Below are 14,224 nucleotides of genomic sequence, written 5' to 3'. Positions count from 1 at the left end.
CTTTGGAGCCCTCGTGGACGCCCCAAAAACAAAGCCGCCAACCGCCCGCGCCGCCATGGCGATAGCCAAGGCGCAAGCCTATCAGGACGCGGCCGACGCGCCGGCGACCTTGCGGGCCTACGCCACTGACTTGAAGCACTACGAGGCTTGGTGTGCGCGCCACGGTCTGATCGCATTGCCCGCGGCGCCGGACGTGGTCGGCGCCTATCTGGCGGCCGCGGGCGAAGGCTATGCCATGCAGACGCTGCGCCGGCGCGTGGCCGCCATCGCGCGGGCCTCAGGCGTCGCCGGTCATCCACTCGACACCAAGCATCCCGCCATCCGCGAGACTCTGCGCGGCATCGGCCGCATCCATGGCAGCCGCGGCCGGCGGTCGTCCGCGCTGACCACAGTGGAGCTCAAGAAGCTGAGCCGCGTGTGCGAGTCAGGCCTGGCCGGCGACCGGGACCGGGCCTTGCTGTTGATCGGCTTCGCCGGCGCGCTCAGGCGGTCCGAGCTGGTGGCGCTGGATGTGGAGCGTCTCACCTGGTCGAACGATGGCGTGAAGCTGCTGCTGCAGAAGTCCAAGACCGACAAGGACGGAGAAGGCGCTGAGATTATGGTCGTGTTCGGCCGCCACGAGGACACCTGCCCTGTCCGAGCCCTCAGGCACTGGCTGGACGCGGCAGCGATCACGTGCGGCCCCGTGTTCAGGAAGGTCAATAAAGCGGCCCGTGTCGAGCCGCGCCGTCTCAGCGAGGACGCCGTGCGCCAGATCTTACTGCGGCGGGCGGCGGAGGCCGGCGTGCACGGTTCCCTGGCCGAACCGGTGAGTCCTCATGGTCTTCGAGCGGGCTTCGTCACGACGGCCTACCGCAACGGCGTGCCCGACGAGGAGATCATGGGTCATACCCGCCACCGGAGCTTGACCACCATGCGCAGCTACGTGCGGCGGGCGAAGCTCAGCCAGGGCAGTCCGGCGGGGAAGCTAGGCCTCTGAGGCATTGGCATATGCCTAGACATATGCCATATTGCGCCAATGAACGCCTACCGCCACGTCAAGCTGTTCAAGAATGGCCGCAACCAGGCCGTCCGTATCCCACGGGAGTTCGAGCTTCCCGGCAAGGACGCGGTCATGCGCCGCGACGGCGACAAGCTGATCATCGAACCCACGCCAGTGAAGTCCCTGCTCGCGCTCCTGGCGGAACTGGGTCCGATCGAGGACAGCTTCCCTGAGATCGACGATCGTCCGCCAGGACCCGTCGATCTTTGACGCGGTTCCTTCTCGACACCAACATCCTGTCCGACTTGGTCCGCAATCCGCAGGGCAGCATCGCCGCTCGCATCGCCGAGGTCGGCGACGCTGCAATCTGCACAAGCATCATCGTGGCGGCCGAACTCCGCTTTGGCGCGGTCAAGAAGCGCTCTGAGCGCCTGACCCGCCAGCTCGAACGCATCCTGTTGGCGATCGACATCCAGCCTTTCGAGGCGCCGGCTGACGTCGCCTATGGACAGTTGCGAGCCCAACTCGAGGCGGCCGGCGTACCCATCGGCGGCAACGACATGCTGATCGCCGCCCAGGCGCTTGCAACCGACTGCGCCGTCGTAACGGACAATGAGCGGGAGTTCGCGAGGGTAGCCGGTCTGCGGGTTGAAAATTGGCTCCGCTGAGCCTGTCAATCCGCCCCGACCAGTCTGCGTATCTTATTAGAACTCAATAACTTATATCCATGACTTGGTGGGAGATTCTAGTGATCTCCTCCGGAGGCGTTATGGGAATTCGCTCTGTCGATGCTCGGAGTTCGGAGGGAAGGGACTGCGCCAGGATCGCGCCGTCTCGCCGCCCTCCCCCAGGGTCTCCAGGGCCATAGGCTCCCGAGTCGGTAAACGGGAATGGCCGGGCGCCGCTACCCCGCATGTGCTGGCGAACGGCCGACCAGCTATCATTCCGTCCTGCGTGATCGCGAACCTCGAAGAGCTTCGCCGCTTGACGGGTCCTCGTGCTGACGTCGGCGGACAACCCTTGCGGCCAGGGCGGGGCTCATGCAGCCCGGTAGGCGAGTCCCGAGAACAGGCCAACCAAGTCAATCGCGCCAAAACGACCTGTAAGGTTCCCAGCACGCGGTCGTCTGTCAGCAGAACGCACCCTAGCCCGTAGGCGCCAGTTTGGGACCGCGTGAGCGTGTTGGTCGCCTCGCGGAACGAGGCATCAGGAAACGCTGGTCCTGAAGGAGTTGATGAGATGTCCTACACAACCCTGCTGGTTCCCGTCGAAGCCGAGCCTGAGATCGATTGCCGGTTGTCGCTCGCCATCGATCTGGCCAACCGGTTCGACGTCAGACTGATTGGCGTGGGCGCCGAACTCTGGCGTACCTGGATCACCGGGGGCGATTTTGACGACGGCTATGGTTCGGCAGCGATCTACGCGGCTGAGACGGCAGCGATCGCGGCCGATCTGCAGCATGCGAAGGCGAAGTTCGACGCGGCGAGCGTGGCTGTGCAGCAGGGGTCGGAGTGGCGTTCGGGGATTCAATTCCCCATCCTCGAAGCGGCGGCCGAAGCCCGGGCGGCTGACCTGGTGGTGACGAGTCCCAGCCGCCGCCATGGGAGGTCGGCTTACAACGTCGCCACACCAGCAGCCTTGGTTCTACAGACTGGCCGACCGGTTCTCGTCGTCCCCGCCGACGCAACCAGCCTCCAACTGGACCGAGTGCTGGTGGCCTGGAAGGATACACGCGAAGCTCGGCGCGCGGTGGCCGACGCCCTTCCGATCCTGAAGCGGGCAAAGGCGATCCTGGTGGCGGAAATCTGCGCCCATGCCGAGGCCCCGGCGGCTGAAGCCCGCCTCGCCGACGTCGCGCAATATCTGCTCCGCCATGGCGTGCGCGCCGCGACGCGGGTCGGCCATGAGGAGCGGGACGTCAGCTCCGCTCAACAGTTGTTCGAACTGGCAGATCAGCACGCCGCTGACCTGATCGTGGCCGGCGCCTACGGGCACAGCCGCCTAGGAGAATGGATTTTCGGGGGGGTCACACGCGCGCTCCTGGCGCAAACCCACCGCGCTGTGCTCCTCAGCCACTGATCCACGACGAAGGACAGGTGTCCCCATGAGCTACAAGACCATACTAATGCACGTGGAGCCGACTCCCGGATCGGAAGCGCGCCTGCAGGCCGCCGCCGAGCTCTCGGATAAGCTGGGAGCCCAACTCATCGGTCTCGGCGGTCGCGCTTCGATGATCCGGGTGGCGCCGCTGGCGGTGGCCGAGGGCGGCAGCTACGCTGTGCAAACCTGGGCTGAAGACGAGGCGCACGCGCTCGCCGAGGTCGAGGCTACATTCCACAGGGTAGCGCCCGGCGCGATCTGGCGCCGCGCGCCGGACTATCCCACAGACGCGCTGTGCGACAATGCCGCAGGCGCCGACCTCATCATCACGGGCCTTGAGCGCGCCGGGACGGACTTTGCGCCAAACGCTGCTGACACAGTGCTTCGAAGCGGACTACCGGTCCTCGCCCTGCCCGCCGGGCATCTCCAGATCGGTGTGGAACGGCTCGTGATCGCCTGGAAGGACACCCGCGAGGCGCGACGCGCCGTCAGCGACGCGCTGCCGCTATTGCGCCGCGCGAGCGAGGTGGCCGTCGTTAGCGTCTCCACAGGTTCCGGTGTTGCTGCCACGCCGGCCTCCATCGAAAATCTTATCAATCGCCTCGCCCACCACGGCGTAAACGCGGTCGTCGAGCCCGTTTCCACCCGGCACGACGCTGGCGAAAAGCTCATCAACTTCGCGACCTCACGCCGCGCTGATCTGATCGTGGCCGGCGCATTCGGACACAGCAGGGCCGGCGAGTGGCTGTTCGGCGGCATGACCCAGACATTGCTGGAGTGTTCAACATTGCCGGTGCTCTTCAGCCACTGAGGGAGAAAATCAAAAGAATCGCCGACCACGACTCTTTGAGAAGGCTGTCAGGGAAGACATTTGAAGGGTTAGTTTGCGTCAATCGGGCCTGCGGACACCTTGACGAGCGCGCTTGCGCTAGGCGATGGGCGGTGGCCGCCGTTACGGTGTGATCGCCACCTTGAACACGCCATCACGCTGATTGGCGAAGAGGTCGTAGGCGGCCTCGATGTCGTCCAGCTTGTAACGATGCGTCACCAAGGCGCTCAGGTCCACGGCGCCGGCCGCGATCACGGCCATCAGACGGCGCATGCGTTCCTTGCCGCCTGGGCAGAGGGTGGTGATGATCTTGTGATCGCCCAGACCCGCCGCGAAAGCCGAGAGCGGCAGGGTTAAATCGGAGGAGTAGACGCCCAGACTCGACAGGACGCCGCCGGGACGCAAGACCCGCAGGGCGGCTGTGAAGGTTTCCTGAAGACCGAGAGCCTCGATTGAGACATCGACCCCACGACCGTCGGTGAGGCGCTGGATCTCCTCCACAGCCTCCATGCGGCTGGCGTCCACCACGTGGGTCGCCCCAAGCCGCAGAGCCATGGCTAGTCGCTCCGGAAGCCGATCGACCGCGATGATCGTGGTTGCGCCCATTAATTTGGCGCCCGCCGTCGCACAAAGGCCGATCGGGCCTTGTGCCATGACCGCCACCGCATCGCCGATCTTCACCTCTCCACTCTGCGCCCCCGCAAACCCGGTCGACATGATGTCTGGGCACATCAGCACCTGTTCGTCGCTGAGGTTGTCCGGAACGGGCGCGAGGTTGGCCATCGCATCGGGCACTCGCACGAACTCAGCCTGGCAGCCATCGATGGTGTTCCCGAACTTCCAGCCGCCCATCGGCTTCCACCCATGCGCTGTTCCCGCCCCGTCTTGGCTGTGGAACCCGCAGAGGCAGGCGTTGCTGTAGCCGCTCGGCGTGATCGCCCCGGCGATGACCCGCTGGCCTTCCCGGTAGCCGCGGACGGCGGACCCGAGCTTTTCGATCACGCCGACCGGCTCGTGACCGACCGTCAAGCCGCGCGCGACCGGATATTCTCCTTTCAGGATGTGCACGTCGGTTCCGCAGATGGTGGTGGTCGTGATGCGGACCAGGGCGTCCAGCGGACCCACGTCGGGTACCGGTTTGTCGTCCAGGACAATCCGGCCCGGCTCGACGAAGACGGCGGCTCGCATCTTGCCCATCGCAGGTCTCCCGAGAGGTTCTCGCCTTGTCCGTTCATTTGGGGCGCAGGGGCCGTCGCATTACAAGAAGCTCCGCGGCCTCGTGCTTCGCCGGTTGCGGGACGCGCCTTACAGGCAATGACGCGCCGGCCTGCACCACGTTACAGGTCTCGTCGACGCTGCAGCTGGAAGACGCCCTCTTGCGTTACGTCAGATCGGTTTCCGCAAGGGTGTCCGGCAGCTCGTTGGGATTGCCAGGCTGGGCGGGAAAGCTCTTGGTGAGAATTCGCCCGCAGCGCTCAACGGCCGCAACAAGGCCGTCGCCCGGCCGGCCGCCCCTTACCCCATCAACCAGCTCCGCCACGACGCCATCCCAAACCGATGGATCGACCCTGCCCGAGATGCCTGAGTCGGCCAGCACCTCGGCGCGGCGGTCTTTCAAGGAGACGAAGATCAGCACGCCGGTCCGCTCCCGCGTGCTGTCGAGGCCCCGGACGAAGAATTGCTCCAGCGCCCGCTCGCGCACCCGCATTCGCCTAAGCGACAGTGGGGTCAACCGGCGGCGAATGGCCGGAACGGACACTAAGGCAAAGAGTCCCGCGAACAGCAGACATTGCAGCAAGACATAGCCGCTGAGGGTTGTCAGGACCGCGGCGTGGACCGCCCCGATGTGCCCGGCGGTCCAGCCGCCAAACGTATAGTCGAAGTGGCGCGTTGCGCTGGCGGCTGCGAGTAGCGCCACCGGGAGCACAAGCGCGCCGAGCGCCGCCCAGGCCAGCGGGACCTCCGCGTAGGGCGCAGCCTCGTTGGTCACCACGCAGACGATCTCGCCGCTGGTCGTGGCCCCGGCGGCCGCAACAGCTTGCGCTATGCGTGCATGATCTTGGGCTTCCAGAAGCATCTACCACCCCCCTGACGCGCCACCGCCGCCAAACGAACCGCCACCGCCGCGAAACCCTCCCCCGCCGCGGCGACCCCGCCCGCCATGTCCGCCAGCGCTCATCAGCAGCAACAGGGGGAGCAACCATAGATCCATGCGATGACCCGGCCGGCCGGTGACCGAACCGAACAGGCCAAGCGCGACCCACAGACCGAGCAGGACCAGGATGATTCCCAGGGTGGATTTGTCACTACTCGCAGGCGCCTGGGCTAGCGTCGCGACCTTGGCTCTCGCTTCGTCGTCTGGAAGCGAGAGCTGGGCGATCAGACCATCAGCGCCGGCGACCACTCCGCCCTCGAAATCACCCTTCCGGAATCTCGGGAGGACACGTTCCTGCAGAATCACGGTCGACAGCGCATCTGTCAGCACGCCTTCCAGGCCGTAGCCGACTTCGATGCGGACACGCCGTTCGTTCGGGGCGACGATCATGAGAACACCGGTGTCGCGGCCCTGCTCACCGATGCCCCAGACCCGGCCGAGCTGGTAGCCGTAGTCCTCGATCTCATAGCCCTGCAGGGACGGAACGGTGACGATCACCAGCTGGCGGGAGGTCTTGGCTTCGAGCGTTTCAAGTTTAGTCGTCAGCGACGCTTCGGCCTGTGGCGATAGAATGTTGGCGCCATCGACCACCCGCCCAGTGAGTTCGGGAAAGGTCGGGGCCGCGGCGGCCGCCGACCACACCGCCAGCCCTACGATCAGCGATAGGGCGGCCGCGACGAGCGAGCGGCCGAAGGCGATCATTTGGTGGCCGGCGTAGCGCCCGCTGACGCCGGCGCGACGGGCGGCGCGAAGCTGACTGTTGGAGCGGACTGGGCCGGTGCGCTCGCTGCGAAGAGCTGCATGGGCTTGGCTGACGCGTAGAACGTCTTGGCCCACAGGATGACCGGGAAGGTGCGTAGGCTGGTGTTATAGTCGCGCACCGCCTCGTTGTAGTCGCGCCGGGCGACGGCGATGCGGTTCTCGGTGCCCTCGAGCTGGCTCTGGAGCGCCAGAAAATTCTGGTTGGACTTCAGGTCGGGATAGTTTTCCTGGATCAACATCAACCGCCCGAGCACGCCGGTCAGCCGATCTTGGGCTTGGGCGAATTGCTGGAATTTGGCGGGGTCGGTGATCGTCGATGCGTCGACCTTGACCTGGGTCGCTGAAGCGCGCGCCTGGGTGACTTCGACAAACACGCCCTTCTCTTGGGCGGCGTAACCCTTCACCGTCGCGACCAGATTGGGGATCAGGTCGCTGCGGCGTTGGTACTGGCTCTGGACGTCGGCCCAGCTGGCCCTCGCCTTCTCCTGCTTGGTCGGGATGGTGTTGACGCCGCATCCGGCGAGCACGATTGGGACCAGCAGGACCGCCGCCAGCCGGCTGACACGATTGAAGAATGGTCTCACCGGGCTTCTCCTTCGCCATTGGCCCGCCGCAGGGGCTCGATTGGACAAGAGACGCGTCGGTGGCCGTTCGATTACAGTCGCGCTGGCCGCGAAGCGCCGGGGCGGCTGGGCCTCGCCGCGCCCCTCGGCAAGGCTTGGGGTGAGGAGCGAGGCTCCAGTCCGAACCCCCTTCCCAGACCTCACGACCGAAACGCCCATGCTTCGGTTTCGCCGGACGGTCGTCGCATCTGCGGCGACCCTGTAATGGACGGCGGCTAGCAACGTCCAGCAGAGGTCGTCGAACGCACGGACGGGGCGCAGGCATGATCTTATTGAGGGCGCTTCAAATTGGCCTTGCCGCCGCTGGGCTCCTTGCGGCGGCCCTGTGGTCGCGTGTGCGTCCACAAACCGCCACCCGGCTGCCGCTGCGGGTGCGGCGCACGTTGGAGCGGCTGGGTCCGACGTTCGTCAAACTCGGCCAAGCGCTCAGTCAGCGCCGCGACCTCCTCTCGTCCGAGTGGACGCGTGAGCTGGGTCGGCTCCAGGCGGACGCGAGCCCATTTCCGCCCGAACGCGCGGTCGCATCGATACAAGCGGCGCTGGGAAGATCCCCCGAGGAGCTGTTCCGGACGTTCGAGGCGACGCCGCTCGCCGCGGCCTCCATCGCCCAGGTCCACCGAGCCCGCCTACATGATGGCCGTTCCGTCGTCGTCAAAGTCCTGCGCCCAGGCGTGGCCATGGTGATCGATCGCGACATGCGCATCGTGGTGGCGCTGGCCAGGTTGGGGGCCCTGCTGATCCCATTCCTGCGCCGGCGTCGCATCGGGCTATTGGCCCACGAAATCTGGCGAAATCTCAGGCTCGAAACGGATCTGGAGACGGAAGCGCGGAACATCCGTCGATTCGCCCGCGCCTTTCGCGATTCGCCCGCCGTCTTCATTCCGGATGTAATCGACACCCTCAGCGCGCGCGGCGTCCTGGTCCAGGAGATGAGTCACGGCCGCAACATCGGCGACCCCGCCTTGGCAGGGGAGTCCAAGGCCCTCGCTCAGGCCTTCGTGACCTTTTATCTGGAGCAATTCTTCCGTCTGGGCGTGTTCCATGCGGATCCCCATCCCGGCAACATCTTCGTTCTGGACGACGGGCGGCTTTGTTTTCACGATTTCGGCGCCGTGGGCATGCTGGATGCGTCCGCGCGGCGCGCACTGATGTCCTTCGTCCAGGCCTTCGCGGTCCAAGATCCCGGGTGGCTGGCGGACGCGGCCGCCGATCTGGGACTCCTCACGCCGGGCGCGGATCACGACGTGATCACGCGCGGCGTTGAGGTCATTCTTCGCGAACTCGAAGGCTTGCCGCTTCGATCCTGGTCGATCGCTCATCTCATGGTCGACATCGCGCGATTGGGGGGAGGCGACGCCATCGCATTGCCGCCCCAGCTCGCGGTTCTGGTGCGAACAGTGTTTACGGCCGAAGGGACCCTGCGCCTCCTCGATCCGGATTTGGATGTGGCGGAGATGCTGGGCCAGAGCGCGCCGGAGGTTCTTCGAATGCTCCGCCCGGGCGGGAGTGCGTCCGAGTCCATGCTGGCCCGGTTTCGCTGGGAGGTGGCGATGGCGGCGCGCGACCTTCCGCAAACCGCCGGCCGCTTGCTGCACAACCAGCGCCGGCACGGCGGCCTGTCAATTCGACTGCCGGATGCAACCGCCTCCGCCAAGACTCTCGGGCGCGCCGCAGACCGCATCGCCTTGGCCCTCGTCTCTCTCGGCCTCTACATCGCCGCCTCGCTGCTCATGCAACACAGCATCGGCCCGACAATCCTCGGCGACATGCCGGTGCTGGCGGCGGTGGGCTACGGGCTCGCGCTTTGGTTCACCTATCGCTTGGTTCACAGCCTTGAGCCAACGGATCGAGCTTAGGGCGCGCCGCGGCCGTGTAGATCTCCGAACGCGGCGAAAAGACACGCCTGACACTACGTCTGGCTGAGATGAGTCGAACAAGATTGATCGAGGTCAAGTCGACGTTGCGGAGTGCTGCCTAATCTAATCGTGAAGCGTACACGACGGTCGAAAGTGTCAAGCGGACGCCGTCCAAGGAGCCCCACAATGGTTTGGTTATCACAAAATTGGCTCTGGGTGCTGTTGGGCCTCGCCTTCATCAGCCTGCAAATGGCGGGGCATCGGGCGCAACGCCACGACCGGCGGCGGCGGGTTGATTTAGGAGCACCAGGCTCGATGGAGCTCGCGCGCGCCCGCGTCCGGTCCTGTCCGCCGTGGCGGCGACCCGGCGCCTGACCTGTTCGACGCCGTGTGTGCGACCCCTGCGCCCGCGGTCGATCATTCGCCAGGCGCCCGTCGGAATGACCAACCGCCCAACGAGTCGTCCGCCGAACTTAGCCGAAGAGCCGCGCGCTCAGGCGGAAGCTTTGGTTGCGCGCAGCGATGCGACGGCGGACCAAGGTTTGGCGGCGGTTCTGCGAGACGCCGCTGATGCCGACCGCTTCATACCTGCGCCGCTTTCCGTCTGAAAGGCCCTGCGAGTCGTCATGAGCGCTTCGACCCGCCAGACCCACGAGGTCTTCAACCAGGCGCCGCCGTTGGAGGACTATAACCTCTTCCTGTCAGACACACCGCTGATGGAAGCCGTCGTTGGCGAAGGCGCTGCGTGGGCGCTCGATGAGCTGAACGCCTATGGCGAAACCCTGGGATCGGCGGCGACACTCGAGCTTGGAAGGCTCGCGAACCGGGAGGTCCCGCGCCTTGAGACCCATGACCGCTATGGCCGGCGCGTCGATCGAGTCGAATTCCATCCCGCCTATCACACCCTCATGCGGCTTCAGGTCGCCGAGGGTCTCCAGGCCTCACCCTGGTCGGACCCGCGCCCCGGCGCTCATGTGCGCCGGGGCGCGGGGCTCTATATGAGCGGCCAGGTCGAGGCCGGCACAAGCTGTCCTCTCTCGATGACCCACGCCGCCATCCCGCTCCTGGCGAACGCCGGCGAGGCGCTGCGCGCCTGGCTTCCGAAGCTCTATTCGCGGACCTACGATCCCGCATCCCGGCCGCTGCCCGAAAAGGCCGGGGCCTTGGTCGGCATGGGCATGACCGAAAAACAGGGCGGATCCGACCTGCGGGCGAACACTACGCGCGCCGAACCGGTGGGATCGCGCGGGCCGGGCAACCCCTATCGCATTGTTGGACACAAGTGGTTCATGTCGGCGCCGATGTGCGACGCCTTCTTGGTCCTGGCGCACGCGCCCGGCGGTCTTTCGTGCTTCTTCATGCCGCGTTGGACGCCCGACGGCGACCTCAATGCGCTCCACTTTCAGCGCCTGAAGGATAAGTTGGGCAATCGTTCCAACGCCTCATCCGAAGTCGAATTCCAGGGCGCGCTGGGGTGGCTGATCGGCGACGAGGGGCGCGGCGTGTCCACGATCATCGAGATGGTGGAATTCACCCGCCTCGACAATGTCGTCGGCTCCGCCGGCGTGCAGCGCCGCGCGCTCGCGCTCGCGCTTCACCATGCTCAGCATCGCACCGCCTTCCAGCGGCGGCTGGTCGACCAGCCGCTGATGACCAATGTGCTGGCCGACCTCGCCCTGGAGGTGGAAGCGTCCACCGCCCTTGCCTTCCGCTTGGCGCGGGCCTTCGATGCGGCGACTGACCCGGCCGAGGCGCTGTTGCGGCGCCTGCTCACGCCCGCCGCCAAGTTTTGGGTGTGCAAGCGCGGCCCGATGGTGGCGGCCGAGGCCCTCGAGGTGCTCGGTGGCAATGGATATGTGGAAGACAGCGGCATGCCACGGCTTTACCGCGAGTTGCCGCTCTACTCCCTCTGGGAGGGGGCGGGCAACATCATGTGCCTGGATGTCCAGCGGGCGTTGCAACGGTCGCCTGAGGTGTTGGAGGCGCTGGAGGCCGAACTTGCCGCGGTCCACGGCGCGGATTCGCGGCTGGATCGCGAGATCGACCTGGTGCTCGACCATGCCCGCGCCGCCGCCGACGAAACCAGCCTTCGCCGTTTCAGCCGAGATCTCGCCGTCGTCCTGCAGGCCGCGCTTCTGGTCCGCCATGCGCCGGGTTTCATGGTCCATGCCTTCCTCATGAGCCGGCTCGGCCCGGAGGCTGGCGCATTCGGCATGCTGCCTGCGGGCTGCGAGTTTGGCGCTATAATCGAACGCGCCATGCCGACGCAGAGCTAGCTGCGGTGCGCGGGACGCGCGATCGTACTTGACCGGGATGCGGGCTCGCCATCGGCGTCATCGTATAAACGGGGAGATGAACTCGGCGCCGCCGAGCTCGTCTTCGATTTCCAGGAGCCGGTCGTACTTGGCCAGCCGTTCTCCGCGGCAGGGCGCGCCGGCCTTCAACTGGCCGCCGCCCATCGCCACCGCGAAGTCGGCGACGAAGGAATCCACCGTCTCGCCCGACCTGTGAGAGAATTTGTAGGCTAGGCCCGAGCGTCGGCAAAGGTCGACGGCTGCGATCGTCTCAGTGACTGTGCCGATCTGGTTGGGCTTGATGAGCGCGGCCGTCGTGGCCTTCTCCGCGATCCCGCGCGCGATGAAGCGGGTGTTGGTCACATAGAGGTCGTCGCCGACGATCTGGACGCGATCGCCCATCGACGCCGTCTGCTGGCTAAAGGCCGGCCAGTCCGTCTCGGCGAACCCGTCCTCGATGGAGACGATGGGGAAACTCCGGCTCCAGTCTTCATACACCGCGAGCAGTTCGTCGGCCGTGAGGCTGCGGGGACCCAGAGACGGAAGGGCGTATTGACCGTCGTGCGCGAAAGACGTGGCGGCGGGGTCGAGGGCGATGGCGATCTGCCGACCGGGCTCGAAACCGGCCTTCTCGATGGCGCGGACGATGAACTCGAGCGCCTGGCGTTCCGAGGCCAGCTTGGGGGCGAAGCCGCCCTCGTCCCCGACGCCTGTCGATAAGCCCGCTTCTTCGAGGAGCGACTTCAGCGCGTGGTAGGTTTCGCTCCCGTAGCGCAGCGCCTCGCCGTAGGCGGGCACCCCATGGGGAACGATCATGAATTCCTGCATCTGCAGGCCATTGCCCGCGTGTTTGCCCCCATTGATGACATTCATCATGGGTACCGGGAGGCGTCGTGCGCCCACGCCGCCGAGATAACGATAGAGCGGCGCGCCAAGGCTGAGGGCTCCGGCGCGGGCAACGGCCAGCGACACGCCAAGGATCGCGTTCGCGCCGAGCCTCGATTTGTTGGGCGTGCCGTCCAGATCGCACAGCAAGCGGTCGATCTCCTGTTGCGAGGTCGCCGCAAAGCCCATGAGCGCCGGTGCGATCGTCTGGGCCACGTGGGCGCACGCCTGAAGCACGCCGCGCCCCGAATAGCGTGCAGGATCGCCGTCCCGCAGTTCGTGAGCCTCAAACTGCCCGGTGGACGCTCCCGACGGCACGGAGGCTGAAGCCACGGCCCCGTCGGCAAGCCCGACCGTCACCATGACCGTGGGCCAGCCCCTTGAATCCAGGATCTCGCGTGCGGTCAAGCTCGTGATACGTCGATGTGCGGAGCGGTCGAATGACATGAGTCCTCGCGGTCTATCAAGGCTCGACTTGTCAGGTCCGAGTCGATGGGTGCGCGGCCGGCAGGCGAGGTCGCCTCGAGATTTTCGGGCTTCGCCGCCCGGACGGCAGGCGCGGCGCTGGACAGGTCGCATGTTGGCGCTCGCCCCGCACTGCGCGCGGCTTCACCCATCTGGGATTCGGCGCGATCGCAGTCACGTCAGGCTCGCGATAATCTTTTCGCACCCGAGCCGGAGTTGATCCGTCGCCGGATAGGACTGCAGCCAGTCGCCGAACATCTGAATTTCATCGCGCTCCGACGCGGACCAGTCTCTCGCTCCCGCAAGCTCAAGATAGATCTCGCGGGCGCGTTTGCGCGGTTCGGGGGCGCTGGCGAAGGTTCGCAGCAACTTTCGGGCCGCGGCCGTGGCGTCTTGGCGACAAGATGGCATCTAAGACCTCCTGCTGCCCAACGCGCACGACCTTAGGCCCTTGGGGTTGGCGGCGCGATGGCTGGGGGCGATCATCCTGATCGTCCTTCCGTCGAGGCCACCGCCCGCGCAGGAAGGCGCAGGGTCCGGCCGGCGTCATGGCCAGTGCGTCCCGACGAGAACGGGCGCCAGACCAGGTAAAGCGACATCAACGCCCCCCCGAAACAGAACACCGAGACATAGGCGAACTGGAAGAAGGCGTAGGTGGTGACCAGCACCAGGCTCACCAGCACGCCGAACAGCTTGGCGTCGCGCTCGGTGCTCAGGAGCAAGGGGCCGATCACCACGATGAGATAGATCGCGTAGGTCGCTTCGCGGCCGATCACCAGATCGAGCAACTGGACGCCCTGGTAACTGATCGCGTGGGTCAGGAACCGCGTCACCAGCCAGCTCTCGTGGATGAAGTAGGGAACATACTGCAGGCCTCCCAGCACGCCGCCGGCGATCGCGAAAACCAGGTAGAGCGGCCGTCGTCGGGCCGGCTCGAGGAAGTAGGTCGCAAAGGGCACCCAGACGGGCCAGGCGAGCCAGGAAAAGAACATGTAGCCGAGCGAATAGCGGGCGATTCCCGCGACATCGCCGATGGCTCCGGACCGCCAGACCAGGCCTTCCAGCAGCTGTTGGATCGAGAAGAGCAGCGGCAGCGTCGCCAAGGCCAGGAAGCGGCGATCGCCGCGCCAGGCCCGGGCCACGCTGACGACCCCAGCCGGGGCTAAGACGGCGGCCGCAGTGAAGCTCGCGGTTGAGGAGAAACACACCCCTAGCCCCCATCGCTCGTCATTAGCGACCCTCTTCGTGCCCCGGGGACACATGGCTTGCTGGA

14 protein-coding genes are annotated in these 14,224 nt (G+C 66.1%); 7 read left to right on the top strand and 7 right to left on the bottom strand.

From position 1 onward, the window contains the following. Positions 1 to 55 precede the first annotated feature (55 nt). The 5 genes from GGQ61_RS18520 (at position 56) to GGQ61_RS18500 (ending at position 3,893) form a co-directional block, all read left to right on the top strand. A complete protein-coding gene (locus tag GGQ61_RS18520) occupies positions 56 to 979 on the top strand; it encodes a site-specific integrase (RefSeq protein WP_183776050.1) in 924 nt (307 codons plus the stop codon). Between the two features lie 39 nt (positions 980 to 1,018). Next, entirely contained in the window at positions 1,019 to 1,252 is a 234-nt protein-coding gene (locus tag GGQ61_RS18515) for an antitoxin (RefSeq protein WP_183776048.1), read from the top strand. Continuing rightward, the gene (locus tag GGQ61_RS18510) at positions 1,249 to 1,650 is read left to right on the top strand and encodes a type II toxin-antitoxin system VapC family toxin (protein ID WP_183776046.1); all 402 of its coding nucleotides are present in this window, start codon (positions 1,249 to 1,251) and stop codon (positions 1,648 to 1,650) included. Before GGQ61_RS18515 ends, GGQ61_RS18510 begins: the two co-directional genes overlap by 4 nt. A 571-nt stretch (positions 1,651 to 2,221) precedes the next feature. Continuing rightward, positions 2,222 to 3,061 (top strand): universal stress protein, encoded by an 840-nt coding sequence (locus GGQ61_RS18505; protein WP_183776044.1) that lies wholly within the window; start codon positions 2,222 to 2,224, stop codon positions 3,059 to 3,061. 25 nt (positions 3,062 to 3,086) lie between these two features. Further along, complete coding sequence (locus tag GGQ61_RS18500) at positions 3,087 to 3,893, top strand: universal stress protein (RefSeq protein ID WP_183776042.1); 807 nt, start codon at positions 3,087 to 3,089, stop codon at positions 3,891 to 3,893. Positions 3,894 to 4,034: 141 nt separating this feature from the next. Here the strand turns inward: GGQ61_RS18500 and GGQ61_RS18495 are convergent, their stop codons facing one another. From GGQ61_RS18495 to GGQ61_RS18480, 4 genes are all read right to left on the bottom strand, one after another. After that, a complete protein-coding gene (locus GGQ61_RS18495; RefSeq protein ID WP_183776040.1) occupies positions 4,035 to 5,108 on the bottom strand; it encodes an NAD(P)-dependent alcohol dehydrogenase in 1,074 nt (357 codons plus the stop codon). A gap of 184 nt (positions 5,109 to 5,292) precedes the next feature. Then, positions 5,293 to 5,988, bottom strand: a complete 696-nt coding sequence (locus GGQ61_RS18490; RefSeq protein WP_183776038.1) for a TPM domain-containing protein — start codon at positions 5,986 to 5,988, stop codon at positions 5,293 to 5,295. Continuing rightward, positions 5,989 to 6,768, bottom strand: coding sequence for a TPM domain-containing protein (locus tag GGQ61_RS18485; protein WP_183776036.1), 780 nt, complete (start codon positions 6,766 to 6,768; stop codon positions 5,989 to 5,991). Then, positions 6,765 to 7,412 (bottom strand): LemA family protein, encoded by a 648-nt coding sequence (locus GGQ61_RS18480; protein ID WP_183776034.1) that lies wholly within the window; start codon positions 7,410 to 7,412, stop codon positions 6,765 to 6,767. Before GGQ61_RS18480 ends, GGQ61_RS18485 begins: the two co-directional genes overlap by 4 nt. A gap of 302 nt (positions 7,413 to 7,714) precedes the next feature. Between GGQ61_RS18480 and GGQ61_RS18475 the strand changes: the two genes are divergently transcribed. Further along, positions 7,715 to 9,307, top strand: a complete 1,593-nt coding sequence (locus tag GGQ61_RS18475) for an ABC1 kinase family protein (protein WP_183776032.1) — start codon at positions 7,715 to 7,717, stop codon at positions 9,305 to 9,307. A gap of 626 nt (positions 9,308 to 9,933) precedes the next feature. Beyond that, positions 9,934 to 11,583, top strand: coding sequence for an isovaleryl-CoA dehydrogenase (locus tag GGQ61_RS18470; protein WP_183776030.1), 1,650 nt, complete (start codon positions 9,934 to 9,936; stop codon positions 11,581 to 11,583). Between the two features lie 57 nt (positions 11,584 to 11,640). Here GGQ61_RS18470 and eno read toward each other — a convergent pair whose 3' ends face one another. From eno to GGQ61_RS18455, 3 genes are all read right to left on the bottom strand, one after another. Next, the gene (eno, locus tag GGQ61_RS18465; protein WP_183776029.1) at positions 11,641 to 12,933 is read right to left on the bottom strand and encodes a phosphopyruvate hydratase; all 1,293 of its coding nucleotides are present in this window, start codon (positions 12,931 to 12,933) and stop codon (positions 11,641 to 11,643) included. A 192-nt stretch (positions 12,934 to 13,125) separates the two neighbouring features. After that, positions 13,126 to 13,320 carry a hypothetical protein gene (locus GGQ61_RS18460; protein WP_183776028.1) on the bottom strand — a complete coding sequence of 65 codons (195 nt, stop codon included), beginning with the start codon at positions 13,318 to 13,320 and terminating at the stop codon, positions 13,126 to 13,128. Positions 13,321 to 13,433: 113 nt separating this feature from the next. After that, positions 13,434 to 14,213 (bottom strand): DUF6629 family protein, encoded by a 780-nt coding sequence (locus GGQ61_RS18455; RefSeq protein WP_246371078.1) that lies wholly within the window; start codon positions 14,211 to 14,213, stop codon positions 13,434 to 13,436. Positions 14,214 to 14,224: the final 11 nt, after the last annotated feature.

Origin of the sequence: Phenylobacterium haematophilum (genome assembly GCF_014196295.1) — a bacterium.
Lineage (GTDB): Bacteria > Pseudomonadota > Alphaproteobacteria > Caulobacterales > Caulobacteraceae > Phenylobacterium > Phenylobacterium haematophilum.
The sequence above is the reverse complement of the archived record's forward strand: the minus strand, read 5'-3'. Positions and strand labels throughout refer to the sequence as shown.